Origin of the sequence: Pseudomonas mediterranea CFBP 5447 (genome assembly GCF_000774145.1) — a bacterium.
Taxonomy (GTDB): Bacteria; Pseudomonadota; Gammaproteobacteria; order Pseudomonadales; family Pseudomonadaceae; genus Aquipseudomonas; species Aquipseudomonas mediterranea.
In genome coordinates this window covers 578537-602663 of the sequence record NZ_KN322986.1, presented here as the reverse complement: position 1 = coordinate 602663, position 24127 = coordinate 578537, and the positions used below count along the sequence as shown (strand labels likewise).

Genomic DNA, 24127 nt, shown 5'->3' with positions numbered 1-24127 from the left:
AGGCTCGCTCCCACAGGGGATCTGTTGTGAAGCAAAAAAACTGGTTCCACAGGAAACTGTGTTGCATCGGTCATGTCAGCAAAAAATAATCGCGCCCCTCGACCTGTCCACGCCGCAACGGGTTGCGGGTGCACCACGGCGCATAGGCGGCGTCGACGAAACGGTAGGGCAGGTGCTCGTCGCGGCCCAATGGGATGCCCAGGCGGGTGGTCTGGATCACATTGACCGTCGGCACCGCCACGTCTTCCACCAGTAATCGCTCGGGGTCGAAGCGTTTGGCGTCCCATTCCGGCACCTTCAGCCCCAGGGCCTTGCACAGCAGGGTCTGGCCGGCGCAGAGCTTCTGCGGTGTGCGTGGGCGGCCCTGGGCGTCGGGGTTGTTCAACAGCATCTGCGCCAGGCTCTCCGGGCCGGAAATACCATCGACCCACGGATACGCCGATTTGATCAACACCGCGTTGCCCGGCCCCTGGGCGCTGAAGTTCAGCGAGTCGCCGCCCCGGGCGTAGTACATATAGATGTGGCCGCCGTCCAGAAACAAAGCCTTACGTTTTTCCGTATAGCCCAGGGAGGCGTGGCTGCCCTTTTCGGCGAAATAGTAGGCTTCGGTCTCGATGATGCGGGCGCTGAGCCACAGGCCGCCGACCTTGTGGCGTATGACTTTGCCCAGCAGGTCCCTGGCGAGCACCTGGGCGTCGCGGTCGAAGAAGGCGTGGGGCAGGGCGTTTGGCGTAGGAGGCGAATCGGTCATGACAGTAGACGAACTGAGGCCAAAGGAAGGGCGATGATAGCAATGGAAATCTTAATCGCCGCTGAACAGGTGAAATTCCTGACAGTTTTGTGCTTCCGCCGGTCACCGCTGTGAGTCCATGCTGTTAGTCGAGGGTTACGACAGCTATAATCTGCCGCTTTCCTCTTCGCCAAGACCACACAGACCATGACTGAGTCCGTTCTTGACTACATGACCCGCCTGGGTCGCGCCGCTCGCGACGCGTCGCGCATCATCGGCCGTGCCAGCACCGCGCAGAAAAACCGCGCCCTGCAAGCCGCCGCCAATGCGCTGGACGCCGCTCGCGCCGAGTTGTCCGCCGCCAACGAGCTGGACCTGGCCGCCGGCCGGGCCAATGGCCTCGAGCCGGCCATGCTCGAGCGCCTGGCGCTGACCCCGGCGCGCATCGACGGCATGATCGTCGGTCTGCGTCAGGTGGCGGCCCTGCCGGACCCGGTCGGGGCGATCCGCGACATGAGCTACCGGCCATCGGGTATCCAGGTCGGCAAGATGCGCGTGCCCCTGGGCGTGGTCGGGATCATCTACGAGTCGCGGCCGAACGTGACCATCGACGCCGCGAGCCTGTGCCTGAAGTCCGGTAACGCGACCATCCTGCGCGGCGGTTCCGAGGCGATTCATTCCAACCGTGCCATCGCCGCCTGCATCCAGCGCGGCCTGGCCGAGGCCGATCTGCCGGCCGCCGTGGTGCAAGTGGTGGAAACCACCGACCGCGCCGCTGTCGGCGCGCTGATCAGCATGCCCGAGTTCGTCGATGTCATCGTGCCGCGTGGTGGCAAGGGCCTGATCGAACGGGTCAGCCGCGATGCCCGTGTACCGGTGATCAAGCACCTGGACGGTATCTGCCACGTCTACGTCAGCGCCCACGCCGAGCTGCCGAAGGCCCAGCGCATTGCCTTCAACGCCAAGACCTATCGCTACGGTATCTGCGGTGCCATGGAAACCCTGCTGGTGGACCAGGCCGTCGCCCAGGAATTCCTGCCGGCGATGGCCGCCCAGTTCCGCGAAAAAGGCGTCGAACTGCGGGGTTGCGAGCGCACCCGGGCGATCATCGAGGCGGCAGAAGCCACCGAAGAGGACTGGAACACCGAGTACCTGGCGCCGATCCTGTCGATCCGCGTGGTCGACGGGCTGGATGAGGCCATCGAGCACATCAACCGTCATGGTTCGCACCACACCGATTCGATTGTCAGCGAGCACCAGGGCGAAACCCGGCGCTTCGTGGCTGAAGTGGATTCGGCGTCGGTGATGATCAACACCCCGACCTGCTTCGCCGACGGCTTTGAATACGGATTGGGCGCCGAGATCGGCATTTCTACTGATAAGCTGCACGCCCGCGGCCCGGTGGGCCTCGAAGGCCTGACCTGCGAGAAGTACATCGTAGTCGGTGATGGCCAGTTGCGCGGACAGGAGCCGGCCTGACTTGGGCGACCTCGACCCGTCAGCCGCTGTGACGACCACAGCCCCGCCCCGGCGCATCGGTATCCTGGGCGGCACGTTCGACCCGGTGCACATCGGCCATTTGCGCGGTGCGCTGGAAGTCGCCGACGCCCTGGGCCTCGATGAGCTACGCCTGACGCCCAACGCCAGGCCGCCTCACCGGGATACGCCGCAGGTGTCGGCGCAGGACCGTCTGGCGATGGTCGAGTGCGCGGTGGCCGGAGTGCCGCCGCTGGTGGTGGACGCCCGTGAATTGCAGCGGGACAAACCGTCCTACTCCATTGATACCCTGGAGCTGATGCGTGCCGAAATGCCCGACGACGCCCAGGTTTTCCTGCTTCTGGGCTGGGACGCATTTTGCGGCCTGCCCACTTGGCACCGCTGGGAAGAGTTACTCCAGCATTGCCACATCCTGGTGTTGCAACGCCCGGATGCCGACAGCGAGCCGCCGGATGCCTTGCGCAACCTGCTGGCGGCACGCTCGGTGAGCGACCCGCTGGCCCTCAAGGGGCCGAGCGGACAGATTGCATTCGTCTGGCAGACACCGCTCGCGGTATCCGCCACCCAGATCCGTCAACTGCTGGCCAGCGGTAAGTCGGTACGTTTCCTGGTGCCCGACGCGGTCCTGGCCTACATCGATGCGCACGGGCTGTACCGTGCGTCGAACTGAACGAGGCTGTTTCAAGGCACGTGAATGCGTGTAGCGAAGCGCCCGAATATACGAGCAAAACGAGTTTTATATGACTGACAAAGACGTAAACAAAGTAAAGCGCAAGGGCACCTTCAAAAGCGCCCCGCTGCCTGTAGAGGCCCATACCGGTGCCGTACTGGCTGGCGAGGAGCTGGTCAAGGTGGCCGTTGCCGCCCTGGAAGACGTCAAGGCCCAGGACATCCAGGTGATCGACGTTCGTGAAAAGCAGAGCATCACGGACTTCATGATCATCGCCACCGGTACCTCCAACCGCCAGATCGGCGCGATGCTGGACAAGGTCCGCGAAGCGGTCAAGGCCCAGGGTATCAAGCCGCTGGGTGAAGAAGGCAAGGGCGACAGCGACTGGGTCCTGCTGGATATGGACGATGTCATCGTGCACATGATGACCGCCTCGGCACGTCAGTTCTACGACCTGGAGCGCCTGTGGGCCGGTGCCGAGCAGAGCCGTGCGGCGGATGCCCGTCACCACAGCCCTGAAAACACCCATGAGCACTTCACCAAGCTCAACAAAGACCAGCAGTAAGGGATCGCTGTGCGACTGCGCCTGATCGCCGTCGGTTCCCGCATGCCCAAGTGGGTGGAAGAAGGCTGGCATGAATATGCCAAGCGTCTTCCTTCCGAGCTGGCCCTGGAACTGGTGGAAATTCCGCTCAACACCCGTGGGAAGAACGCCGACGTGGCACGCTTCATTCGCCAGGAGGGCGAAGCCATGCTGGCCAAGGTCGGGCCGAACGAGCGCATCGTCACCCTCGAGGTCCACGGCAAGCCCTGGAGCACCGAGCAACTGGCGGTCGAACTCGATCGCTGGCGGCTGGACTCGCGCACGGTGAACTTCATGGTCGGCGGCCCGGAAGGGCTGGCGCCGGAAGTCTGTGCCCGGGCCGATCAGCGCTGGTCGTTGTCGCCCCTGACGTTGCCGCACCCGCTGGTGCGGATCCTGATCGGTGAACAGTTGTATCGTGCCTGGACAGTCCTGTCCGGGCACCCTTACCACAAGTAATCCTGCCCTCATGCCTCAGCCGATCCGCATCAAGGACCACGAAAAAGACGCCCGCCTGGTGCGCAGTCGCGTCGTGTTCGGCGCCATTACGGTGGTGACGCTGATCGGTGTGCTGATTGCGCGGCTCTATTTCCTCCAGGTGATCCAGTACGAGTACCACTCGACCCTGTCGGAAAACAACCGGGTGCATGTGCAGCCGATCCCGCCGACCCGCGGCTTGATCTTCGACCGCAATGGCGTAGTGGTGGCTGATAACCGCCCCAGCTTCAGCCTGAGCATGACCCGCGAGCGGTCCGGCGACTGGCAGCAGGTGCTGGATGTCATCGTCGAAGTGTTGCAATTGACGCCCGAGGACCGGGCCATCTTCGAAAAACGCATGCGCCAGGGGCGTCGGCCGTTCGAGCCGGTGCCGATCCTGTTCGAGTTGACCGAAGAGCAGATTGCCCTGATCGCGGTGAACCAGTTCCGCCTGCCGGGCGTCGAGGTGGTGGCGCAGTTGGTCCGTCATTACCCCCAGGGGGCGCACTTTGCCCACTCGGTCGGCTACATGGGGCGGATCAACGAGAAAGAGCTCAAGAGCCTCGATCCGGTCAACTACAGCGGCACTCACCACATCGGCAAGACCGGCATCGAGCGCTTCTACGAGCCCGAGCTGCACGGCCAGGTGGGTTACGAAGAAGTCGAGACCAACGCCCGCGGTCGCGTGTTGCGGGTGCTCAAGCGTACCGACCCGATCCCCGGCAAGGACATTGTCCTGAGCTTGGACATCAAGTTGCAGGAAGCCGCCGAAGCGGCCCTGGGCGGACGCCGGGGCGCCGTGGTGGCGCTGGACCCGGCCACCGGCGAGGTCCTGGCGATGGTCAGCCAGCCGAGTTTCGACCCGAACCTGTTTGTCACCGGCATCAGCTTCAAGGCCTATGCCGAGTTGCGCGACTCCATCGATCGGCCGCTGTTCAACCGTGTACTGCGCGGGCTCTACCCGCCGGGCTCGACCATCAAGCCGGCCGTGGCGATTGCCGGGCTGGACGCTGGCGTGGTAACCGCCTCGAGCCGGGTCTTCGACCCCGGCTATTACATGCTGCCCAACTATGACCACAAATACCGCAACTGGAACCGTACCGGCGACGGCTATGTGGACCTGGAAACGGCAATCATGCGTTCCAACGACACCTACTTCTATGACCTGGCCCACAAGCTGGGGATCGATCGGCTGTCGTCCTACCTGGGCAAGTTCGGCATCGGCCAGAAAGTCTCCCTGGACATGTTCGAGGAATCGCCTGGCCTGATGCCGTCCCGGGAATGGAAGCGGGCGACCCGTCGCCAGGCGTGGTTCCCCGGTGAGACCCTGATTTTGGGGATCGGCCAGGGCTACATGCAGGCAACGCCTTTGCAACTGGCCCAGGCCACGGCGCTGGTGGCGAGCAAGGGCAAGTGGCATCGCCCGCACCTGGCCAAGACCATCGAAGGCCAGCCGCCCGTGGACCCGGACCCGATGCCGGACATCGTCCTGCACAACCCGTCGGACTGGCAGAAGGTCAACAACGGCATGCAGCAGGTGATGCACGGTGCCCGGGGTACGGCGCGCAAGGCGGCGATCGGCTCGCCTTATCGCATCGCCGGCAAGAGCGGTACGGCCCAGGTGGTCGCGATCAAGCAGGGCGAGAAGTATGACCGTTCCAAGGTTCAGGAGCGCCACCGCGACCACGCCTTGTTCGTCGGCTTCGCCCCGGCCGACAACCCGAAGATCGTTGTCTCGGTGATGGTCGAGAACGGTGAGTCCGGCTCCGGTGTCGCCGCGCCCGTGGTGCGCCAGGTGATGGATGCCTGGCTGCTGGACGAGCACGGCCAGCTCAAGCCCGAATTCGCAAGCCCCACCACCGCGGAGGCTACGGCCCGTGAAGAATAATTTCGACCGGATCCTCTCCAGCGAAGACGTGATGCGCCGTCGCGCCACGCTGTTGCAGCGCATGCACATCGATGGCCCGCTGCTGGTCCTGCTGCTGATCCTGGCCGCGGGCAGCCTGTTCGTCTTGTATTCGGCCAGCGGCAAGAGTTGGGACCTGCTGGCCAAGCAGGCCACCTCGTTCGGTATCGGCCTGGTGTCGATGATCGTCATCGCCCAGCTTGAACCTCGCTTCATGGCGCGCTGGGTGCCGCTGGCCTATGTGGTCGGCGTAAGCCTGTTGGTGGTGGTGGACGTGATGGGCCATAACGCCATGGGGGCCACGCGCTGGATCAACATCCCCGGGGTGATCCGCTTCCAGCCGTCGGAATTCCTGAAGATCATCATGCCGGCGACCATCGCCTGGTACCTGTCCAAGCGCACCTTGCCGCCGCAGCTCAAGCACGTGTGCATCAGCCTGATGTTGATCGGCATCCCGTTCATCCTGATCGTGCGCCAGCCGGACCTTGGCACTTCATTGCTGATCCTGGCCGGGGGCGCCTTCGTGCTGTTCATGGGCGGGTTGCGCTGGCGCTGGATCCTCAGTGTGATTGCCATCGCCGTACCGGTGTCGGTGGCCATGTGGTACTTCGTGATGCACGACTACCAGAAGCAGCGCATCCTGACCTTCCTCGACCCGGAGAGCGATCCGCTGGGCACCGGCTGGAACATCATCCAGTCCAAGGCCGCCATCGGCTCCGGCGGGGTGTTCGGCAAGGGGTGGCTGATGGGCACGCAGTCGCACCTGGACTTCCTGCCGGAAAGCCACACCGACTTCATCATCGCGGTGATGGGCGAGGAGTTCGGCCTGGTGGGGATCTGCCTGCTGCTGCTGATCTACCTGTTGCTGATCGGTCGGGGGCTGGTCATCACCGCTCAGGCCCAGACCCTGTTTGGCAAGTTGCTGGCGGGCAGCCTGACCATGACGTTTTTTGTTTACGTTTTCGTCAACATCGGTATGGTCAGTGGCCTGTTGCCGGTCGTGGGGGTGCCGTTGCCCTTCATCAGCTACGGAGGAACTTCGCTGGTGACGCTACTGTCAGCGTTTGGGGTCTTGATGTCGATCCATACCCACCGCAAGTGGATCGCGCAGGTTTGAATAAGGTGAAGAGTTCAATGCAAGCAATGCGTGGCTGGTCGGCGCGACATGCGTGGGTCGGCCTGATCGGCTTCCTGGGCGGTGTATCGCACGCCTTGGCCGGTGAATACGAAGGCTCGCCCCAGGTGGCCGAATTCGTCGGTGAAATGACCCGCGACTACGGCTTCGCCGGTGAGCAACTGATGGGGGTGTTCCGCGAGGCCGAGCGCAAGCAGTCGATCCTCGATGCGATCTCCCGGCCCGCCGAGCGGGTCAAGCAGTGGAGCGAGTACCGGCCGATGTTCATCACCGAGGCGCGCGTCGCCCGGGGCGTGGACTTCTGGCGCCAGCATGAGGCCGCCCTGGCCCGCGCCGAGCAGGAATATGGCGTGCCGGCCCAGGTCATCGTGTCCATCATCGGCGTCGAGACCTTCTTTGGCCGCAACACCGGCAATTTCCGGGTGATCGACGCGCTGTCGACCCTGGGCTTCGATTACCCGCCGCGGGCCGAATTCTTCCGCAAGGAACTGCGTGAGTTCCTCTTGCTGGCCCGCGAGGAGCAGGTCGATCCGCTGACCCTCAAGGGTTCCTATGCCGGGGCCATGGGCCTGCCGCAATTCATGCCCAGCAGTTTCCGCGCCTATGCAGTGGATTTCGATGGCGATGGCCACATCAATATCTGGACCAACCCGACCGATGCCATCGGTAGTGTTGCCAGCTATTTCAAGCGCCACGGCTGGGAAGCCGGCCAACCGGTGGTCAGCCGTGCCGACGTGCGCGGCGAGCAGGTGGACGAAGGCCTGAGCGAGGGCATCGAGCCGACGAAAACCGTCGGGGAGTTGCGGGCGCTGGGCTGGTCGAGTCATGATGCGCTGCGTGACGACATGCCCGTCACCGCCATCCGCCTGGAAGGCGAGCAGGGCCCTGAATACTGGATGGGCCTGAAGAATTTCTACGCAATTACGCGTTATAACCGCAGTGTGATGTACGCCATGGCTGTGCATCAACTGTCTGAAGAGCTGGTCAAAGCACGGGGCGTCAAATAATGCAGGCATTGCCTACCTATCAACCCCTGAAAGCCAGGCCCTTGAAGTTCGTGGCACTGGCTGCGCTGTCGCTGTTGGTCGTCAGTTGTTCGACCAGTCGCGCACCGACCCAGAAAAACACCACCGCCGTGCGCGCCATGCCGGGCCTGGACATCAACCGTGCCCACAAGGACGGCGCGCCGTGGTGGGACGTGGATGTCTCGCGCATTCCCGACGCCACCCCGACCCTGCACACCGGTCCCTACAAGGCCAACCCGTATACCGTGCTGGGCAAGACCTATTTCCCGATGGCCGACTCCAAGACCTACGTCGCCTCGGGCACGGCGTCCTGGTACGGCACCAAGTTCCATGGCCAGAACACCGCCAATGGCGAAGTGTATGACCTGTACGGCATGAGCGCGGCCCACAAGACCTTGCCGTTGCCCAGTTACGTGCGGGTGACCAACCTGGACAACAACAAGAGCGTGATCCTGCGGGTCAATGACCGTGGGCCGTTCTATTCCGACCGTATCATCGACCTGTCGTATGCGGCGGCGAAAAAACTCGGTTACGCTGAAATCGGCACCGCCCGGGTCAAGGTCGAGGGCATCGACCCGCAGGAATGGTGGGCCCAGCGTGGCCGTCCGGCGCCTTTGATGCTCAACGAGCCAAAAGTGGCGCAAAATGCCGCGCCAACGGTGACGGCGTCCACCGGTACGGTCGAACAATGGACACCGCCGCCGCAGCAACACGCCGCGGCCGTCGTGCCAGTGCAGTTGGAGGCAAAAAAAAACGCTTCTGCAACAGCGTCTGGCCAGTATCTGCAAGTGGGCGCGTTCGCCAACCCGGACGCTGCCGAACTGCTCCGGTCGAAGCTGAGCTCGATGGTGAGCGCTCCGGTGTTCATCAGCTCGATCGTGCGCAACCAGCAGACACTGCATCGGGTGCGCCTGGGGCCGATCGGTTCTCCGGGTGAAGTCCAGCAGGTGCAGAACAGCGTGCGCCTGGCCAATCTCGGTTCGCCGAGCCTGGTCACCGCCGAATGATTGATTGAAGGCCCGCTTGCGGTTCGAGCGGGTCCGGTTGTTGGCTCCATGAATAACAAAAGCCCGGCAAGGGATGTGAGTGAGCAACTTAATACGCGGCGGCCCGTCAAGAAGGCTGCCTGTTTAGTATTGCCTCCGGGCAGTCCATTAGCGATTTCGAGAGACGGATGAACATTACCACCTTTGCCAAACGCCTTTGCCTGTTAGTCCCGCTGCTTCTTTCACCTGCCGCGTTCGCGGTCGAGATGATGCCGTCGCCTCCACAATTGGCGGCCAAGGCCTTTGTGCTCATGGACGCCAGCAGCGGCAATGTGCTGGTCGAGAGCAACGGTGACCAGCGCCTGCCACCGGCCAGCCTGACCAAGCTGATGACCGCCTACATCGCGACCCTGGAGATCCGTCGCGGCCAGATCGGCGAGAACGATCCGGTGACCGTCAGCGAAAACGCCTGGCGCACCGGCGGTTCGCGGATGTTCATCAAGGTCGGTTCGCAGGTGACCGTCAGCGACCTGCTGCACGGCATCATCATCCAGTCCGGCAACGATGCCAGCGTCGCCCTGGCCGAGCACATCGCCGGCAGTGAAGACGCGTTCGCCGACATGATGAACAAGACGGTCGCCGACCTGGGCATGACCAACAGCCACTTCATGAACCCGACCGGCCTGCCGAACCCCGAGCACTACTCGTCGGCGCACGACATGGCGGTCCTGGCCCGGGCGATCATCCACGAAGACCCGGCGCACTACGCCATCTATTCCCAGAAGGAATTCTTCTGGAACGGTATCAAGCAGCCCAACCGCAACCTGCTGCTGTGGCGCGACAAGACCGTCGACGGCCTGAAGACCGGCCATACCGAAGAGGCCGGCTACTGCATGGTGTCCTCGGCGGTGCGTGATGGCATGCGCCTGATCGCCGTGGTGTTCGGCACCAACAGCGAAGTGGCCCGTGCCGCTGAAACCCAGAAGCTGCTGACCTACGGTTTCCGCTTCTTCGAAACCCAGACGTTCTACCAGAAGGGCACCGAACTGGCCCAGGCCCAGGTCTGGAAAGGCACCAGCAGCCAGGTCAAAGCCGGCCTGGCCGAAGACCTGACCATGACGCTGCCAAAAGGCCAGCTCAAGAAGCTCGCTGCCAGCATGACCCTGAACCCGCAACTGACCGCCCCCATCGCCAAGGGCGACGTGATCGGCAAGGTTGAAGTCAAACTGGAAGACAAAGTGGTGCACAGCGCCGACTTGATCGCGCTGGACGCGGTCGAGGAAGGTGGTATCTTCCGCCGCATGTGGGATAGCATCCGGCTATTCTTCTACGGCTTGTTCAACTGAATCGAAGGTTGACTGCACGGCCCCGTTCCTGTCCGGTGCGGGGCCTTGTTCGTTTTCACGTCTACGAGGCCGTTACGCCATGACAGACTCAGAAGTAAAGGCGCCAAAGATCGAATTTCCCTGCAAGGACTATCCGATCAAAGTAATTGGCGACACCGGAGTGGGCTTCAAGGACAAGGTCGTTGCCATTCTGGAAAAACACGCCACCGTCGATCTCCTGACCCTGGCCGAGCGCCAGAGCAGCAACGGTAAGTACACGACGATCCAGTTGCACATCGTTGCCACCGGCCAGGAGCAGCTGTACGACATCAATAGCGAGCTGCGGGCGACCGGCGTCGTGCACATGGTGTTGTGATGCCGGGCACGCTGGGCTTTCGCGAGCTGGGTCAGATGGCTTACGAGCCGGTCTGGCATGCCATGCAGCGCTTCACCAACGAACGAGGCAACACCGCCGAAGACGAAGTCTGGCTGGTGGAACACCCGCCGGTGTTCACCCAGGGCCAGGCCGGCAAGGCCGAGCACCTGCTGCTGCCAGGGGATATTCCGGTGGTGAAGGTCGACCGGGGCGGGCAGGTGACTTACCATGGCCCTGGCCAGTTGGTTGCCTACCTGTTGCTGGATGTGCGCAAGCTGGGGTTCGGCGTGCGCGAGCTGGTAACGCGAATGGAAAACTGCCTGATCGAGTTACTGGCCAGCTACGGCGTCACGGCGCAGGCCAAGCCGGATGCGCCGGGGGTCTACGTCGACGGGGCGAAAATCGCCTCCCTGGGCCTGCGGATCCGCCACGGTTGTTCGTTTCACGGCCTGGCGTTGAACGTGGACATGGACCTTTCGCCGTTTCGACGGATTAATCCCTGTGGCTACGCGGGGCTGGCGATGACCCAGTTGCGCGATCACACAGGATCGATTGAATTTGCCGAGGTAAGTGCCCGGCTGCGCGCGCAGCTCGTCAAACACCTCGACTATGCTGAGCAGACGACCCTTACGGGCGGAATCGACTGATATGACTACTGATGCAGTGCAAACCATGATCCCGACGCAGGACGTTACCGAGCGTCCGGCCCCACGTGCCAAGGTCGAGGCCGGCGTCAAGCTGCGCGGCGCCGAGAAGGTTGCGCGCATCCCGGTCAAGATCATCCCGACCACCGAATTGCCGAAGAAACCGGACTGGATCCGCGTGCGCATTCCGGTATCCCCGGAAGTCGACCGGATCAAGGCCCTGCTGCGCAAGCACAAGCTGCACAGCGTCTGCGAAGAAGCCTCCTGCCCGAACCTGGGCGAGTGTTTCTCCGGCGGCACCGCGACCTTCATGATCATGGGCGACATCTGCACCCGTCGCTGCCCGTTCTGCGACGTCGGCCACGGCCGGCCGAAGCCGCTGGACGCAAGCGAGCCGGAAAACCTGGCCGTTGCCATTGCCGACCTGAAGCTCAAGTACGTGGTCATCACCTCCGTGGACCGCGACGACCTGCGTGACGGCGGTGCCCAGCACTTTGCCGATTGCATCCGTGAAATCCGCAAGTTGTCGCCGAACGTGCAGCTCGAGACGCTGGTGCCGGACTACCGCGGTCGCATGGACATCGCCCTGGAGATCACCGCCGCCGAGCCGCCGGATGTGTTCAACCACAACCTGGAAACCGTGCCGCGCCTGTACAAGGCTGCGCGCCCGGGTTCGGACTACCAGTGGTCGTTGACCTTGCTGCAGCGCTTCAAGCAGATGATGCCGCACATTCCGACCAAGTCTGGGCTGATGCTGGGCCTGGGCGAGACCGATGAGGAAGTGATCGAGGTCATGAAGCGCATGCGTGAGCATGACATTGATATGTTGACCCTGGGGCAGTATCTGCAGCCTTCGCGTAGTCACTTGCCGGTGCAGCGGTTTGTGCATCCGGATACCTTTGCGTGGTTTGCGGAGGAGGGGTACAGGATGGGCTTCAAGAATGTGGCTTCGGGGCCGTTGGTGCGGTCTTCGTATCATGCTGATGAGCAGGCTAAGTTGGTCAAGGCTGAGTTGTTGGGTTCCTGATTTGGGTTGGACCGTATGGGTGTATATCCATTGCTGCGGTGATGGCGGCTGGCGGTTCCGCCCTTACGGCGGGTTACTTTTGGCAAACGCCCCAAAAGTAACCAAAAGGGCTTGGCCCCACCACTCGGCACCTCGCCTGGGCGAGGTGTGCCCTCACTCCGGCATTGCTCCGTGGGCCGCCGCGAAGGGCCATCCATGGCCCAGCGCGGCTAACCCGGCATCCATGCCGGGTTGCCCACTGCGCAATGCCTGCGTTCGGCCAGCGTGGTTAACGGGGCCCGAAGATCAAAAGCAAAAGCAAAAGCAAAAGCAAAGCGGTTCAGCTGATCTGTCTTTGAAGCGTACATGCTCCTCCTGTGGGAGCGAGCCTGCTCGCGATAGCGGTGGTTCGGTTTGCATGAAGCAACGGATCTGCACACCAATCAGACCCCCACAGGGAACTCTACGAATGACCCTTCACTCGACCCAGACCCTGTGCCCCCATCAACCTGTCCCGGCCCTGTCATTCGAAGGGTTGATCGGCGTGATCGCGCCCGCTGGTCCTGCGCCGTTGGACACGGATAAGGCGGTGCAGTGGATGCGCGCCCGTGGGCATGAGCTACGGATATTCCCGGGGGTCTATGAAAAGGACGGTTACCTGGCCGGCAGTGACGATACGCGGCTCAACGACCTGCACGGGGCCTTCGCCAACCCGGAGGTCAATGCCATCATCTGTCTGCGCGGCGGCTACGGCACGCCCCGTCTGTTGGATCGTATCGACTTCGAGCTCTTGCGGCGTAACGCCAAGCCTTTCGTCGGCTACAGCGATATCACTGCGCTGCACCTGGCTATCAGCCGTTACGCGGGCTTCGTCACTTTCCATGGACCGCTGCTCAATGCCGATCTCCTGGGTGACAAGGAGCCTTTGACGGTCACCTCGTTTTTCAGCCTGCTGCATGGGCAGTTGAAGGCGGGGGATGTGCTGAGCCATCCCGAGGCTTACCCCTTGACCACTGTCTGGCCTGGCACCGCCCATGGGCGCCTGCTGGGGGGCAATCTGTCGATCATTGCGGCGACCATGGGCACGCCTTATCAGATCGACGCCGAAGACGTGATCCTGTTCATCGAGGACGTCAACGAGCCGCTGTATCGGATCGACCGATTGCTGACCCAGCTACGGTTGGCGGGCACGTTGCAGAAGTTGCGCGGGGTTCTGGTGGGTGACGTTGCCGGGGTGGATGGCGAGGCGTTGAACCGCTTGCTCAAGCAGACCTTCGAGCCGTTACGGATCCCGGTGCTGTCCGGCTGGCGCAGCGGTCACTGCGATCCGAACCTGACCTTGCCCATGGGCGCATTGGTGAGTCTGGATGCGGGGGAGAAGAGGTTGGTGTTGGAGCAGGATGTGGTGGTGGGGCGGTAGTGCGGCTTTGATTGGACGTCAGTCTTCGCGCGCAGGCTCGCTCCCACATTGAAATGCAATTCCCTGTGGGAGCGAGCCTGCTCGCGATGGCGTCATTAGCCCTACCACGACTCAGCGCTTGCGCAGGTTCTCCAGCAACTGATGCGTCGGATACCCATCCGCCGGCCAGCCGAGCGACTGTTGGGCACTGCGGATGGCTTTGCGGGTGTTGGCGCCGATGATGCCGTCGGGGTTGCCAGCGTCATAGTTGCGTGCGCTCAACAGCGTTTGCAATTCGATACGTTCGCTGCGGCTCAGGGGCAGGTCGTCCTTGGGCCACTGGCCATAGACCAGCCCGCCGCCGCTGAAGCGCTCCGACAACAGCCCGACCGCCAGTGCGTAGGATGACGAGTTGTTGTACTTGAGGATGGCGCGGAAGTTGTCGAACACCAGGAACGCCGGGCCACGGTGACCCGCCGGTAGCAGCAGCGCTGCCGGCAGCTGCCGGTCACCCGGAGGAATCGGCATGCCGTCGTAGGTGGATACGCCCAACCGCATCCATTCGGAAAACGGCTTGCGGATCGTGCCGTCGGCCAGCGCGTAGTCGAACCCTTCTTCGAGTTCTACTTCGAATCCCCATGGCTGACCGCGTTGCCAACCGGAGCTTTGCAGGTAATGCGCGGTGGAGGCCAGGGCGTCGGTGGAGCTGCCCCAGATGTCGCGGCGGCCATCGCCGTCGAAATCCACCGCATGGGTGTTGTACGTGGTGGGAATGAACTGGGTCTGGCCCATGGCGCCGGCCCAGGAACCAAGCATTTTTTCCGGAGTGATATCGCCCTGTTGCAGGATTTGCAGCGCGGCGATCAGTTGCGCGTGGGCAAAGCCCGGACGTCGGCCTTCATAGGCCAGGGTCGCCAGGGAATTGATGACGGACTTGGTGCCCTGGAACTGGCCGAAGTTGCTCTCCATGCCCCACACCGCCACCAGCGCCTGGCGATCGACACCGTAGCGCTGCTCGATGCTTTGCAGGATCTGGGCATTCTGTTGAAGCAGCGTCTTGCCTTTGCCGACTCGCAGCGGTGACAGCGCGCCATCGAGGTATTCCCACACCGGGCGGGTGAATTCCGGCTGGCTGCGATCGGCCTTGATCACGCTCATGTCGGGGCTCACACCGATAAAGGCGCGATCGAACAGATCGGCGCGGATCCCTGCTGCCAATGCTTCCTTGCGAAAGCCGGCCTGCCATTCGGCGAAGGTCTGGGTCGGGACGATGTCCAGGTTTTCACCGGTCGGCACCACGGGCGGCACCATGGCCGGGGCGGTCACGGCAGGAACGGTCTGGAGCGGTTGGGCATCGGCGGCGGTGGGTTTTTCTGCGCAGGCGACAAGCAGTGCGAAGCTTGTGGCGGCCATCAATTGGCGCAATGGCCAGCGGCGGGTAAGACAAAAGGGCATGCAGGGGTCCAGAAATGCAAATCAGGTGCTGACCTTATCATGGGCAGGGTGCAAAGGGCTTGTCCGGATGTTTCAAGCTGCCAGAAAGCAAGAAGCCTCCCAGTTGTCAGACTGGAAGGCTTCGCGGCGGTAGCTGCCTTTGCCCTTGGCGGGTCGTTCCTGACGACTGCGGAACAGGGGCTGGGCGATGATGGACTTGGCCTTGTTGGGGCCATGCTTGGATGGCTTTTTGCTCATGAGTGGATCTCTCGTGGGGGTGGGTTTTGCGGGGCAAATCATGGGGCAGGGCTGGGGTGTTGTCCAGTCCCTGCAGGCTGGAGGAAATGTGTGCGGAAGTTGCGGCCACCGAGCTTTTGTGGCGAGGGAGCTGTGGGAGCAAGGCTTGCCCGCGACGAAGCTGACGCGGTTTGTCCTTAAGCCGAGGCGCTTGTGTCGCGAGCAAGCTTTGCTCCCACAACAAGCTCCCTCGCCACAAAGGCATCTGGCAGAGCGGTAGGTTATTCGGCAGGCAGCGCCAATCGCTGACCGGCCATCAGCAGGGACAGGCGACTGAGGCTCATCCACGGCGATCCGGCGGCCTGCCCCTTGATCTGTGCGTCGATGCGCTGGGCCTCCAGCAGCAATTGCGCCCAGCGCGGCGCCGAGTAGCGTTGCAACGCCTTGCTCATCAGCGGCTTGCGCTTGTCCCACACGGGCGGGCGGGCCTGGCTGAAGGCTTTGTCCAGCGGTACGCCCTGGCTGTATTGCAATGACAGGTTCGCCAGCAGGCGCAGTTCCCGGGCCAGGGCCCAGAGGATCACCGGCGGCTCGACGCCTTCGCCGCGCAGGCCTTCGAGCATGCGCAGGGCATGGGCGGCTTCGCCGTTGAGGATCGCATCGGTCAAGCCGAAGACGTCGAAACGCGCGCTGTCGGCCACGGCGGCCTGTACCGTTTCCACGGTAATCTGGCCGCCCTCGGCCATCAGCTTGAGCTTCTCGATTTCCTGGGCGGCAGCCAGCAGGTTGCCTTCGACCCGGGCGGCGATCAGCTCCACCGCATCCTGGCTGGCCGACAGCCCGGCCTGGGACAGGCGTTGGCGGATCCAGCTCGGCAGTTGGCTGACGTCCACCGGCCAGATCTGCACGAACTGGGTTTGCGGGCCTTCGACCAGCGCCTTGCCCCATTTGGTCTTTTGCGCGCTGCCGTCGAGTTTCGGCAGGCTGATGAGCAGCACCGTGTCCTCCGCTGGCCTCGAGCAGTACTCGATCAGCGCGGCAGCGCCCTTGTCACCGGGTTTGCCCGAGGGCAAGCGCAGTTCCAGCAGGCGCTTTTCGGCGAACAGCGACATGCTCGCTCCGGCCTGCAGCAAGGTGCCCCAATCGAAACTGGCGTCGGCAGCGAACACCTGGCGTTCGTCAAAGCCTTGCTGGCGGGCGGCGGAGCGAATGGCGTCGGCGGCTTCCTGGCACAACAGCGGGTCATCGCCGCTGATGACATAGACCGGCGCGAGGGCGCTTTGCAGGTGTTTGCCGAGTTGGGCGGGGGCGAGCTTCATAAGAGCGAGCATGTGGGGCGCCGGAGCGCCCCACCAAGCTTATTCAGCCGGGATTTGCATGGGCGACTGTTGCGGGGTTTCCGCCTCAGCCTTGCGTGCCGCCTCCAGCGCCTCGGCCTCAGCCTTGGCCTTGGCATCGGCGGTCTGTTGCAGCTGTTCCAGCTGGCTCGGGCTCAGCTGTTGCAGGCGCAGCATCATGCGCTGGACCAGGTCGCGACGCATTTCCTCGCGTACCTCGGTCGACTCCTGGTCGGAACCGGTGATGTTGTTGCCATCGTGCAGGTAGACCTTCTGCACCTGCAACTTGTCGTCCAGCAGCACCAGATCGTTCCGGCCGCGGATCTCATAGCTCAGCACGTTGTTCAGCTCGTACTCGGCCGAACGACCGGCGCCGGCGTAGCTCAGGCTGCGCTGGTTTTGTAGTTCACGGGTCAACACCAGCTTGTAGGGTGCACCGGTATAGACTTTAACCCCGCTGTTTTCCAGCGTTTCGCGCAGCATCTTCACGGTGCTGCCGTAGGCGTCGCGTGCGCTGAGGTCCAGTTCATTGATGGCCAGTTCGGTGGTGCCGGTGCCGCGCAGCTGGAAGCCGCAGGCGCTCAGCAATACCGTCAGGCACATGACCAGCAGATTACGTTTCATCATCTTGTTGCTCCCCTTGAAACCTATGGGCCGGCAATGCGGCCCCGGCAGGTCATATTCGGCGCCGGGTCCCTGACCAGGCGCCCGATCCAATTAGCTTGCGACGATGTTGACCAGTTTGCCGGGCACGACGATCACTTTACGGATCGTCAGGCCATCGACGAAGCGCAGCACGTTTTCGTTGGTCCGTGCGGCGGCTTCGACTTCTTCGCGCGTTGCAGTGGCCGGCATGTCGATCTGGCCGCGCAGCTTGCCGTTGACCTGGATGACCAGAGTCAGGCTGTCCTGCACCAGCGCGCTTTCATCCACCACCGGCCAGCCGGCGTCGATCACCGGAGTAGCGTGGCCCAGTTGGTTCCACAGCTCGTGGCTGATGTGCGGCGTGATCGGAGCCAGCAACAGGGTCACGGCTTCCAGGCCTTCGTGAACCAATGCGCGATCCTGTTCGGTCGCCTGCGCGGCTTTTTCCAGCACATTCATCAGCGTCATCACCTGGGCGATGGCAGTGTTGAACTTGTGGTTCTGGCCGACATCATGGCTGGCCTGCTTGATGGCCAGGTGGATCGAGCGGCGGATGGCCTTCTGTTCGTCGTTCAGGCTGGCGACGTCCAGTTTGCCCGGCAGGCCCTGGACGACGTGAGCCTGGGCCAGGCGCCAGACGCGCTTGAGGAAACGGTGCGAACCCTCGACGCCGGAGTCGGACCACTCCGCGCTCATGTCGGGTGGCGAGGCGAACATCATGAACAGGCGGCAGGTGTCGGCGCCGAACTGGTCGATCATCGACTGTGGGTCGACACCGTTGTTCTTCGACTTGGCCATCTTCTCGGTGCCGCCGATTTCCACCGGCAGGCCGTCTGCGATCAGCTTGGCGCTGATGACCTTGGCCTTGCTGTCGCGTTCGAGTTCGACATCGGCCGGGTTGAACCAGGTATAGGCACCGTTGGCTTCGCGACGGTAGTAGGTCTCGGCGACCACCATGCCCTGGGTCAGCAGGTTCTTGAACGGCTCGTTGGAGCTCACCAGGCCTTCGTCACGCATCAGCTTGTGGAAGAAGCGCGCATAGAGCAGGTGGAGGATGGCGTGTTCGATGCCGCCGATGTACTGATCCACCGGCAACCAGTGGTCGGCGGCGGATTTTTCCACCAGGCCGCCTTCATAGTGCGGCGAGGCGTAGCGGGCGTAGTACCACGAGGACTCGACGAAGGTGTCCATGGTGTCGGTTTCACGCTTGGCCGGTGCGCCGCATTTCGGGCAGTTGCACTCGTAGAACTCAGGCATGCGCGCCAGCGGCGAGCCGGCGCCGTCCGGAACGACGTCTTCCGGCAGAACCACGGGCAGTTGGTCTTCCGGTACCGGTACGTCACCGCAGGTCGCGCAATGCACGATCGGGATCGGGCAGCCCCAGTAACGCTGGCGGCTGATGCCCCAGTCGCGCAGGCGGAACTGGGTGCGGGAGGCACCCAGGTTCTTCTTGATCAGGGCCACTTCGATGGCGTCGAACGCGCCGGCGAAATCCAGGCCGTCGAATTCACCGGAGTTGATCAGTTCGCCGTGTTCACCGTAGGCGTCCTGCCAGGGGGCCGGGGTCTGGTCACCGGCGCTGGTGCGGACCACGGTCTTGACCGGCAGGTTGTACTTGTGGGCGAACTCGAAGTCGCGCTCGTCGTGGGCCGGTACCGCCATGACGGCGCCATCGCCGTAGTGCATCAGCACGTAGTTGGCGACCCACACCGGGAGTTTTTCACCGGTCAGTGGGTGCTCGACGAACAGCGCGGTCGGCACGCCTTTCTTTTCCTGGGTGGCGACGTCGGCTTCGGCGACGCTGCCGCCCTTGCATTCGGCGATGAACGCCTGCAGCGCGGGATCGTTCTGTGCCGCCAGGGTCGCCAGCGGATGCTCGGCGGCCACGGCCACATAGGTGGCGCCCATCAGGGTATCCGGACGGGTGGTGAAGACCTTCAGGGTGCCGGCTTCGCCGATGGAGACGACGTCGTAGGGGAACTGCACTTCCATGCCCCGGGACTTGCCGATCCAGTTGCGCTGCATGGTCTTGACCTGCTCGGGCCAGCCGGTCAGCTCATCGAGGCTCTCCAGCAGTTCATCCGCATAGGCGGTGATCTTGAAGTAGTACATCGGGATTTCGCGCTTTTCGATCAGCGCGCCGGAACGCCAGCCGCGACCGTCGATCACTTGCTCGTTGGCCAGTACGGTCTGGTCTACCGGGTCCCAGTTCACGGTGCCGTTCTTGCGGTAGATCACGCCTTTTTCGAACAGGCGGGTGAACAGCCATTGTTCCCAGCGGTAGTAGTCGGGCTTGCAGGTGGTGACTTCCCGCGACCAGTCCACCGCCAGGCCCAGGCTGCGCAGCTGGGACTTCATGTAGGCGATGTTTTCGTAGGTCCACTTGGCGGGCGCCACGTTGTTCTTCATCGCGGCGTTTTCCGCCGGCATGCCGAAGGCGTCCCAACCCATGGGTTGCAGGACGTTCTTGCCTTGCATGCGCTGGTAGCGGGAAATCACGTCGCCGATGGTGTAGTTGCGCACGTGCCCCATGTGCAGCTTGCCGCTGGGGTAAGGGAACATCGACAGGCAGTAGTAAGTTTCCTTGCCTGGCTGTTCACTGACTTCAAAGGACTTTTGCTCGTCCCAGAACGACTGGGCGGCGGCTTCGATTTCACGGGGCTGATAGTGTTCGTGCATGGCTACTTTTGTACTGAATGGGGTGGCCCAATCCTCTTCGTTGCCATGCTGGACGCAGACGACGCCGAATACGGCGCTTTCGATGCCCAGCGGAGCTGGAAGTGGAGTTACAGGAAGCGCCGTAGCATACATGACCGCGCTCGACGGAGGGAAACCCTGATTGCGTGTCGGGCAGTGTCGACAGCCGGCGGCGCCGGGCGTTCAGGGCCGTTGGTCGCGGCGTCCTGTCGGTTTGCCCAGCGAAGCTAAGCTTCTGAGTGGGGAGTGAGTCTTATCTTCAATGAGGTGAGGGATGGTTGAATCACAACGAGAAGTCGCTACACCGGAGTTGTATGAAAAGCTGATCGATCGTCTCGGGGTGGCCCTGGACGCTGCAAGAACCGCCGGACGCTTGCGTAATGAACGTCCGGCAGAGCTGGAACTGCGTGGCTTGAGCCCCGCAGAGTTCGAACTGGTCAAGGCTTACCTCGAACAGGTCGGACATCAGGCCTGCACAAGCGGGACCCAGGTACTCCAGCGTCTTGATGCGCCCCGTTCGGCCAAGGTTGTCTGGCTCAAGGATCGGACGCCCGACAAGGATGCTGTAAAAGTCCGGTCGTTACAGTTCAAGTAAAGCCGGATTCACACGTTGCGCTTTTTTGGTCCAAGCTTTTGATTCAGGTTTCTTTCGAATCAGTTGTCGCTTTGCGTCAACCCACCTAGGCTTCGGGCATCTCTGGAGATGCCCGATGCCGTTTCGCTATTTCATCAAACAATTGCTACTGCCGCCCGGCATTCTTTTGCTGCTGTTGGCGCTTGCCTGGTGGTGGCGCAATTCGCGGCCGCGCCTGGCGCGCCTGTGTTTTATCGTCGGGTTGGGCGGTTTCTGGCTGATGAGCCTGCCCGTGGTGGTGCAATGGAGTGCCAAGGCACTGGAGCGTGACCCGCCGCTGTCCCGCGATGAGTGGGCGGCCCTGGCCCAGCGGGCCGATGCCATCGTGGTCTTGGGCTCGGGTCGCGAGCGCGGTGATCCGGCCTGGGGCGCCGACCAGCCCACCGGGGTCGGGCTGGAGCGCCAGCGTTACGCGGCGCGGCTGGCCAAGGCGTCCGGTTTGCCCGTGCTGACCTCCGGCGGCCTGCATTACGGTACGCCCCCCAGCGAGGCCAAGCTGATGGCCGACTCGATGCAGGATGATTTTGGCGTCACCGTACGCTGGCAGGAAGGCCTCAGCCGCACCACCTGGGAAAACGCGCAGATGAGCGCCGGAATCCTCCATCCGGAAGGGATCCGGCGTGTCGTGGTGGTGACCCAGGCGTGGCATATGTCCCGGGCTGTCTGGAGTTTCCAGCGTTCCGGGTTCGAAGTAGTGCCGGCGCCGGTGGGCTTTCTGGGGCAGGACAATGCCCGGCCGCTGGGCGGCTGGATGCCGGAGTTCAAGTCCATCTGGCAGTCGGGGCAGTTGATGAATGAGGCGGCGGGGTTGCTGGGGTATTGGTTGTTTTACCGCTGAGGTATTACCGGATCATTCCCACGCTCCTGCGTGGGAATGCCTCAAGGGACGCTCTGCGTTCCAAATCGGGCTGGCGTCGGCTGCCAATGTGACGCGGAGCGTCACGGGTTGCATTCCCACGCGGAGCGTGGGAACGATCAAAATGGGGAGTGAGTCAGACCGTCTTGGCGATCCGGCTCGTCACCAACGCCCAACCCAGCAGCAACACACACAGGATGATCAGCGGCCACGAGCGCCATTGCAGATAGGGCGTCAGTTCATGCATCGGCACTACTTCGCCGTACAGGATGCCGCGTTCGAATTGCGGGATCCGCGCGGTGATCTGGCCGAAGGGGTTGATCAGGCCGGTCACGCCGTTGTTGGTGGCGCGAATCATCCAGCGGCCGGCTTCAAGGGCGCGCATCTGGGCCATTTGCAGGTGCTGCAACGGGCCGATCGAGGTGCCGAACCAGGTGTCGTTGCTGATGGTCAGCAGCAGGTCGCTGCGGGCCGAGAGGCCGGCGGCAAATTCCGGGTACACCACTTCGTAACAGATGAACGGCGCAATCTGGTAACCCTTGGCTTGCAGCAACGGCTGGTCGGCCGGCCCCCGGGCGAAGTCCGACATCGGTAGATCGAAGAAGGCGATCAGCCCGCGCAGCAGGTCCTGCAGGGGCACGTACTCGCCGAAAGGCACCAGTTTCTGCTTCAGGTAAGTGCCGTCACCTTCGCCGGTCACGGTGATGCCGTTGAAGTAACGTTTTTCATGACGTACCAACTGGCGAATCGGGACGCCGGTGATCAACGCCGAATGCCGCTCGGCAGCGAAGCTGCCCATCATGTCCAGGTAGCCCTGGGCAGATTCCTTGAGCACCGGGACCGCGGTTTCCGGCCAGATCAGCAAGTCGACGCGCTTGGAGGTAAAGCTCATGTCGCGGTACAGCGCCAGTTGCGCGTTGAGCTGCTCCGGATCCCACTTCATGCTTTGCTCGATGTTGCCCTGGATGGCGGCAACGCTGAGCGGGTCGCCCGAGGGACTGGTCCAGGCATGGCCCTTGAGCGCCATGCCGGCCACCCACGGGCCGATCAGCAGGACCACGCCCGCCGCGATAAAGCCTTTGCGTCCGGTGCGGATCAGGCGGGGGGCGTTGTACAGCAGCGCGGCGGTCAGGGCCAGGGTGAAGGAAATCAGCCACATTCCACCCACCGGCGCGAGACCGGCCAGGGGGCCGTCGAGCTGGCTATAACCGGAATAGAGCCATGGAAAGCCGGTGAGGAACCAGCCGCGAAAGGCTTCCTGGCCCAACCACAGCGCGGCGAACGCCAGGGCGTCGGCCAGCGGGGCTTCGTTGCGCCGCAGCCAGCGTGCCCAAAGCCAGGCGGGCAGGGCGAAGAACCAGGCGATGGCGGCCACGAACAGCAGCATCAACAGCCCGGCGAGCAGTACCGAGGCGCCGCCGAAGTTATGGATACTGACGTAGATCCAGCTGGTGCCGGCGCCAAACAGGCCAAAACCGAAGCACCAGCCCCGACCCAGGGCCTGGCGTGGCGAGAGTTCGCGCAACCCGGCGTAGAACAGCCCGACGGCCAGCAGCGCCAGCGGCCATATATCGAACGGCGCCAGGGCCAGGGTGGTGATCGCACCGGCCGCCACGGCCAGCAGGTTACCGGGCCAGCCGGGGCGGGTTATCCAGCGCATGTGTGTCCTTAGCGGGTCTCGCAGGGGTTATCGGCCAATGGGTGACAGGCGCAACAGGTGGATCCGGCGGCTGTCGGCGTTCAGGATGCGGAAGCGCCAGGAGCCGATTTCCGTGGTTTCGTTGCGCTTGGGCAGGTGTCCGAAAGCGCTCATCACCAGGCCGCCGACGGTGTCGAACTCGTCGTCGGAGAATTGGCTGTCGAAGAATTCGTTGAAGTTTTCGATCGGCGTCAGGGCCTTGATCAGGAAGTCGCCGCTGGGCAACGGCTTGATGTAGCTGTCTTCCTCGACATCGTGCTCGTCCTCGATGTCGCCGACGATCTGCTCGAGCACGTCCTCGATGGTGACCAACCCGGCTACGCCGCCGTATTCGTCGATGACGATGGCCATGTGGTTGTGGTTGGCGCGGAACTCACGCAGCAGCACGTTCAGGCGCTTGGACTCGGGCACGAAGGTGGCCGGGCGCAGCAAATCCTTGATATTGAAGCTGTCGCCGTTCTCCTGGAGGATCAGCGGCAGCAGATCCTTGGCCAGCAGCACGCCCATGACGTCGTCGTGGCTCTCACCGATCACCGGGTAGCGCGAATGGGCGGAATCGACCACGGCAGGCAGGAATTCGCGGGGTGTCTGGGTCGCCTTGATGCTGACCATCTGCGAGCGCGGCACCATGATGTCCCGTACTTGCAGGTCAGCGACCTGGATGGCGCCTTCGACGATGGCCAGCGCTTCGCTGTCCAGCAGTTTGTTCTGGTGTGCATCGCGCAGCAGCTCCAGCAGCTCCTGGCGGTTTTTCGGCTCATGGGCAAAAGCCTGGGTGAGCTTGCCCAGCCATGACTTCTGCCCGTTGCTCGATCGATCTTCGCTCATA

24 protein-coding genes are annotated in these 24127 nt (G+C 63.0%); 15 read left to right on the top strand and 9 right to left on the bottom strand.

The window, feature by feature from the left end; all coding sequences use genetic code 11:
- Positions 1-70 precede the first annotated feature (70 nt).
- A complete protein-coding gene (locus N005_RS19615; RefSeq protein ID WP_047702704.1) occupies positions 71-751 on the bottom strand; it encodes a DNA-3-methyladenine glycosylase in 681 nt (226 codons plus the stop codon).
- Positions 752-937: 186 nt separating this feature from the next.
- On the opposite strand from N005_RS19615, the gene N005_RS19610 reads away from it, so the two are divergent.
- From N005_RS19610 to lipA, 12 genes are all read left to right on the top strand, one after another.
- Positions 938-2209: a glutamate-5-semialdehyde dehydrogenase gene (locus N005_RS19610; RefSeq protein WP_047702703.1), complete on the top strand. Its 1272-nt coding sequence runs from the start codon at positions 938-940 to the stop codon at positions 2207-2209.
- Complete coding sequence (nadD, locus tag N005_RS19605) at positions 2178-2897, top strand: nicotinate-nucleotide adenylyltransferase (RefSeq protein WP_047702702.1); 720 nt, start codon at positions 2178-2180, stop codon at positions 2895-2897. The genes N005_RS19610 and nadD overlap by 32 nt, the downstream gene beginning before the upstream one ends.
- Positions 2898-2967: 70 nt before the next feature.
- Entirely contained in the window at positions 2968-3462 is a 495-nt protein-coding gene (rsfS, locus tag N005_RS19600; protein ID WP_047702701.1) for a ribosome silencing factor, read from the top strand.
- Positions 3463-3471: 9 nt separating this feature from the next.
- On the top strand, positions 3472-3939 hold the full coding sequence (gene rlmH / locus N005_RS19595; protein ID WP_003185785.1) for a 23S rRNA (pseudouridine(1915)-N(3))-methyltransferase RlmH: 468 nt from the start codon (positions 3472-3474) through the stop codon (positions 3937-3939).
- Between the two features lie 10 nt (positions 3940-3949).
- Entirely contained in the window at positions 3950-5845 is a 1896-nt protein-coding gene (gene mrdA, locus N005_RS19590; protein WP_047702700.1) for a penicillin-binding protein 2, read from the top strand.
- A gap of 31 nt (positions 5846-5876) precedes the next feature.
- Positions 5877-6980 (top strand): rod shape-determining protein RodA, encoded by a 1104-nt coding sequence (rodA, locus tag N005_RS19585; protein WP_052126417.1) that lies wholly within the window; start codon positions 5877-5879, stop codon positions 6978-6980.
- 17 nt (positions 6981-6997) lie between these two features.
- Positions 6998-8005 carry a lytic murein transglycosylase B gene (mltB, locus tag N005_RS19580; RefSeq protein ID WP_047702698.1) on the top strand — a complete coding sequence of 336 codons (1008 nt, stop codon included), beginning with the start codon at positions 6998-7000 and terminating at the stop codon, positions 8003-8005.
- Positions 8005-9030 (top strand): septal ring lytic transglycosylase RlpA family protein, encoded by a 1026-nt coding sequence (locus N005_RS19575; protein ID WP_047702697.1) that lies wholly within the window; start codon positions 8005-8007, stop codon positions 9028-9030. The genes mltB and N005_RS19575 overlap by 1 nt, the downstream gene beginning before the upstream one ends.
- Positions 9031-9197: 167 nt before the next feature.
- Entirely contained in the window at positions 9198-10355 is a 1158-nt protein-coding gene (locus N005_RS19570) for a D-alanyl-D-alanine carboxypeptidase family protein (protein WP_047702696.1), read from the top strand.
- Between the two features lie 79 nt (positions 10356-10434).
- On the top strand, positions 10435-10710 hold the full coding sequence (locus N005_RS19565) for a DUF493 domain-containing protein (RefSeq protein WP_041024391.1): 276 nt from the start codon (positions 10435-10437) through the stop codon (positions 10708-10710).
- Entirely contained in the window at positions 10710-11357 is a 648-nt protein-coding gene (gene lipB, locus N005_RS19560) for a lipoyl(octanoyl) transferase LipB (protein ID WP_047702695.1), read from the top strand. Before N005_RS19565 ends, lipB begins: the two co-directional genes overlap by 1 nt.
- A gap of 1 nt (position 11358) precedes the next feature.
- Complete coding sequence (lipA, locus tag N005_RS19555; RefSeq protein WP_047702694.1) at positions 11359-12381, top strand: lipoyl synthase; 1023 nt, start codon at positions 11359-11361, stop codon at positions 12379-12381.
- 209 nt (positions 12382-12590) lie between these two features.
- Here lipA and N005_RS29340 read toward each other — a convergent pair whose 3' ends face one another.
- The gene (locus tag N005_RS29340; RefSeq protein ID WP_154673556.1) at positions 12591-12728 is read right to left on the bottom strand and encodes a hypothetical protein; all 138 of its coding nucleotides are present in this window, start codon (positions 12726-12728) and stop codon (positions 12591-12593) included.
- 101 nt (positions 12729-12829) lie between these two features.
- Here N005_RS29340 and N005_RS19550 point away from each other — a divergent pair, with 101 nt between their 5' ends.
- Entirely contained in the window at positions 12830-13780 is a 951-nt protein-coding gene (locus N005_RS19550) for a S66 peptidase family protein (RefSeq protein WP_047702693.1), read from the top strand.
- Between the two features lie 111 nt (positions 13781-13891).
- Here N005_RS19550 and N005_RS19545 read toward each other — a convergent pair whose 3' ends face one another.
- The 5 genes from N005_RS19545 to leuS all read right to left on the bottom strand — a co-directional run bounded on the left by N005_RS19545 (position 13892) and on the right by leuS (position 20091).
- Positions 13892-15214 carry a lytic murein transglycosylase gene (locus N005_RS19545; RefSeq protein WP_047702692.1) on the bottom strand — a complete coding sequence of 441 codons (1323 nt, stop codon included), beginning with the start codon at positions 15212-15214 and terminating at the stop codon, positions 13892-13894.
- Positions 15215-15286: 72 nt separating this feature from the next.
- Positions 15287-15451 carry an alternative ribosome rescue factor ArfA gene (gene arfA, locus N005_RS19540; protein WP_047702691.1) on the bottom strand — a complete coding sequence of 55 codons (165 nt, stop codon included), beginning with the start codon at positions 15449-15451 and terminating at the stop codon, positions 15287-15289.
- A 260-nt stretch (positions 15452-15711) separates the two neighbouring features.
- The gene (holA, locus tag N005_RS19535; protein ID WP_047702690.1) at positions 15712-16749 is read right to left on the bottom strand and encodes a DNA polymerase III subunit delta; all 1038 of its coding nucleotides are present in this window, start codon (positions 16747-16749) and stop codon (positions 15712-15714) included.
- 39 nt (positions 16750-16788) lie between these two features.
- Positions 16789-17394, bottom strand: a complete 606-nt coding sequence (locus N005_RS19530; protein ID WP_047702689.1) for an LPS-assembly lipoprotein LptE — start codon at positions 17392-17394, stop codon at positions 16789-16791.
- A 90-nt stretch (positions 17395-17484) separates the two neighbouring features.
- Positions 17485-20091 (bottom strand): leucine--tRNA ligase, encoded by a 2607-nt coding sequence (gene leuS, locus N005_RS19525; RefSeq protein ID WP_047702688.1) that lies wholly within the window; start codon positions 20089-20091, stop codon positions 17485-17487.
- 292 nt (positions 20092-20383) lie between these two features.
- Here leuS and N005_RS19520 point away from each other — a divergent pair, with 292 nt between their 5' ends.
- Positions 20384-20704, top strand: coding sequence for a hypothetical protein (locus tag N005_RS19520; protein ID WP_047702687.1), 321 nt, complete (start codon positions 20384-20386; stop codon positions 20702-20704).
- 115 nt (positions 20705-20819) lie between these two features.
- Positions 20820-21581, top strand: a complete 762-nt coding sequence (locus tag N005_RS19515) for a YdcF family protein (protein WP_047702686.1) — start codon at positions 20820-20822, stop codon at positions 21579-21581.
- A 154-nt stretch (positions 21582-21735) separates the two neighbouring features.
- Here N005_RS19515 and lnt read toward each other — a convergent pair whose 3' ends face one another.
- Positions 21736-23259: an apolipoprotein N-acyltransferase gene (gene lnt, locus N005_RS19510; protein WP_047702685.1), complete on the bottom strand. Its 1524-nt coding sequence runs from the start codon at positions 23257-23259 to the stop codon at positions 21736-21738.
- A 27-nt stretch (positions 23260-23286) separates the two neighbouring features.
- Positions 23287-24126 (bottom strand): CorC family transporter, encoded by an 840-nt coding sequence (locus tag N005_RS19505; protein ID WP_024780845.1) that lies wholly within the window; start codon positions 24124-24126, stop codon positions 23287-23289.
- Position 24127: the final 1 nt, after the last annotated feature.

What these genes read in the sequence shown, in the direction of transcription:
- N005_RS19550 (WP_047702693.1), top strand. Translation starts at nt 12,830, where the DNA reads ATGACCCTTCACTCGACCCAGACCCTGTGCCCCCATCAACCTGTCCCG.
- N005_RS19545 (WP_047702692.1), bottom strand. Translation starts at nt 15,214, where the DNA reads ATGCCCTTTTGTCTTACCCGCCGCTGGCCATTGCGCCAATTGATGGCC.
- N005_RS19520 (WP_047702687.1), top strand. Translation starts at nt 20,384, where the DNA reads ATGGTTGAATCACAACGAGAAGTCGCTACACCGGAGTTGTATGAAAAG.
- nadD (WP_047702702.1), top strand. Translation starts at nt 2,178, where the DNA reads ATGGCCAGTTGCGCGGACAGGAGCCGGCCTGACTTGGGCGACCTCGAC.
- holA (WP_047702690.1), bottom strand. Translation starts at nt 16,749, where the DNA reads ATGAAGCTCGCCCCCGCCCAACTCGGCAAACACCTGCAAAGCGCCCTC.
- N005_RS29340 (WP_154673556.1), bottom strand. Translation starts at nt 12,728, where the DNA reads ATGTACGCTTCAAAGACAGATCAGCTGAACCGCTTTGCTTTTGCTTTT.
- N005_RS19610 (WP_047702703.1), top strand. Translation starts at nt 938, where the DNA reads ATGACTGAGTCCGTTCTTGACTACATGACCCGCCTGGGTCGCGCCGCT.
- N005_RS19505 (WP_024780845.1), bottom strand. Translation starts at nt 24,126, where the DNA reads ATGAGCGAAGATCGATCGAGCAACGGGCAGAAGTCATGGCTGGGCAAG.
- leuS (WP_047702688.1), bottom strand. Translation starts at nt 20,091, where the DNA reads ATGCACGAACACTATCAGCCCCGTGAAATCGAAGCCGCCGCCCAGTCG.
- rsfS (WP_047702701.1), top strand. Translation starts at nt 2,968, where the DNA reads ATGACTGACAAAGACGTAAACAAAGTAAAGCGCAAGGGCACCTTCAAA.
- mrdA (WP_047702700.1), top strand. Translation starts at nt 3,950, where the DNA reads ATGCCTCAGCCGATCCGCATCAAGGACCACGAAAAAGACGCCCGCCTG.
- mltB (WP_047702698.1), top strand. Translation starts at nt 6,998, where the DNA reads ATGCAAGCAATGCGTGGCTGGTCGGCGCGACATGCGTGGGTCGGCCTG.
- lnt (WP_047702685.1), bottom strand. Translation starts at nt 23,259, where the DNA reads ATGCGCTGGATAACCCGCCCCGGCTGGCCCGGTAACCTGCTGGCCGTG.
- N005_RS19565 (WP_041024391.1), top strand. Translation starts at nt 10,435, where the DNA reads ATGACAGACTCAGAAGTAAAGGCGCCAAAGATCGAATTTCCCTGCAAG.
- rodA (WP_052126417.1), top strand. Translation starts at nt 5,877, where the DNA reads ATGCGCCGTCGCGCCACGCTGTTGCAGCGCATGCACATCGATGGCCCG.
- N005_RS19530 (WP_047702689.1), bottom strand. Translation starts at nt 17,394, where the DNA reads ATGATGAAACGTAATCTGCTGGTCATGTGCCTGACGGTATTGCTGAGC.
- N005_RS19575 (WP_047702697.1), top strand. Translation starts at nt 8,005, where the DNA reads ATGCAGGCATTGCCTACCTATCAACCCCTGAAAGCCAGGCCCTTGAAG.
- arfA (WP_047702691.1), bottom strand. Translation starts at nt 15,451, where the DNA reads ATGAGCAAAAAGCCATCCAAGCATGGCCCCAACAAGGCCAAGTCCATC.
- N005_RS19570 (WP_047702696.1), top strand. Translation starts at nt 9,198, where the DNA reads ATGAACATTACCACCTTTGCCAAACGCCTTTGCCTGTTAGTCCCGCTG.
- lipB (WP_047702695.1), top strand. Translation starts at nt 10,710, where the DNA reads ATGCCGGGCACGCTGGGCTTTCGCGAGCTGGGTCAGATGGCTTACGAG.
- lipA (WP_047702694.1), top strand. Translation starts at nt 11,359, where the DNA reads ATGACTACTGATGCAGTGCAAACCATGATCCCGACGCAGGACGTTACC.
- N005_RS19515 (WP_047702686.1), top strand. Translation starts at nt 20,820, where the DNA reads ATGCCGTTTCGCTATTTCATCAAACAATTGCTACTGCCGCCCGGCATT.
- N005_RS19615 (WP_047702704.1), bottom strand. Translation starts at nt 751, where the DNA reads ATGACCGATTCGCCTCCTACGCCAAACGCCCTGCCCCACGCCTTCTTC.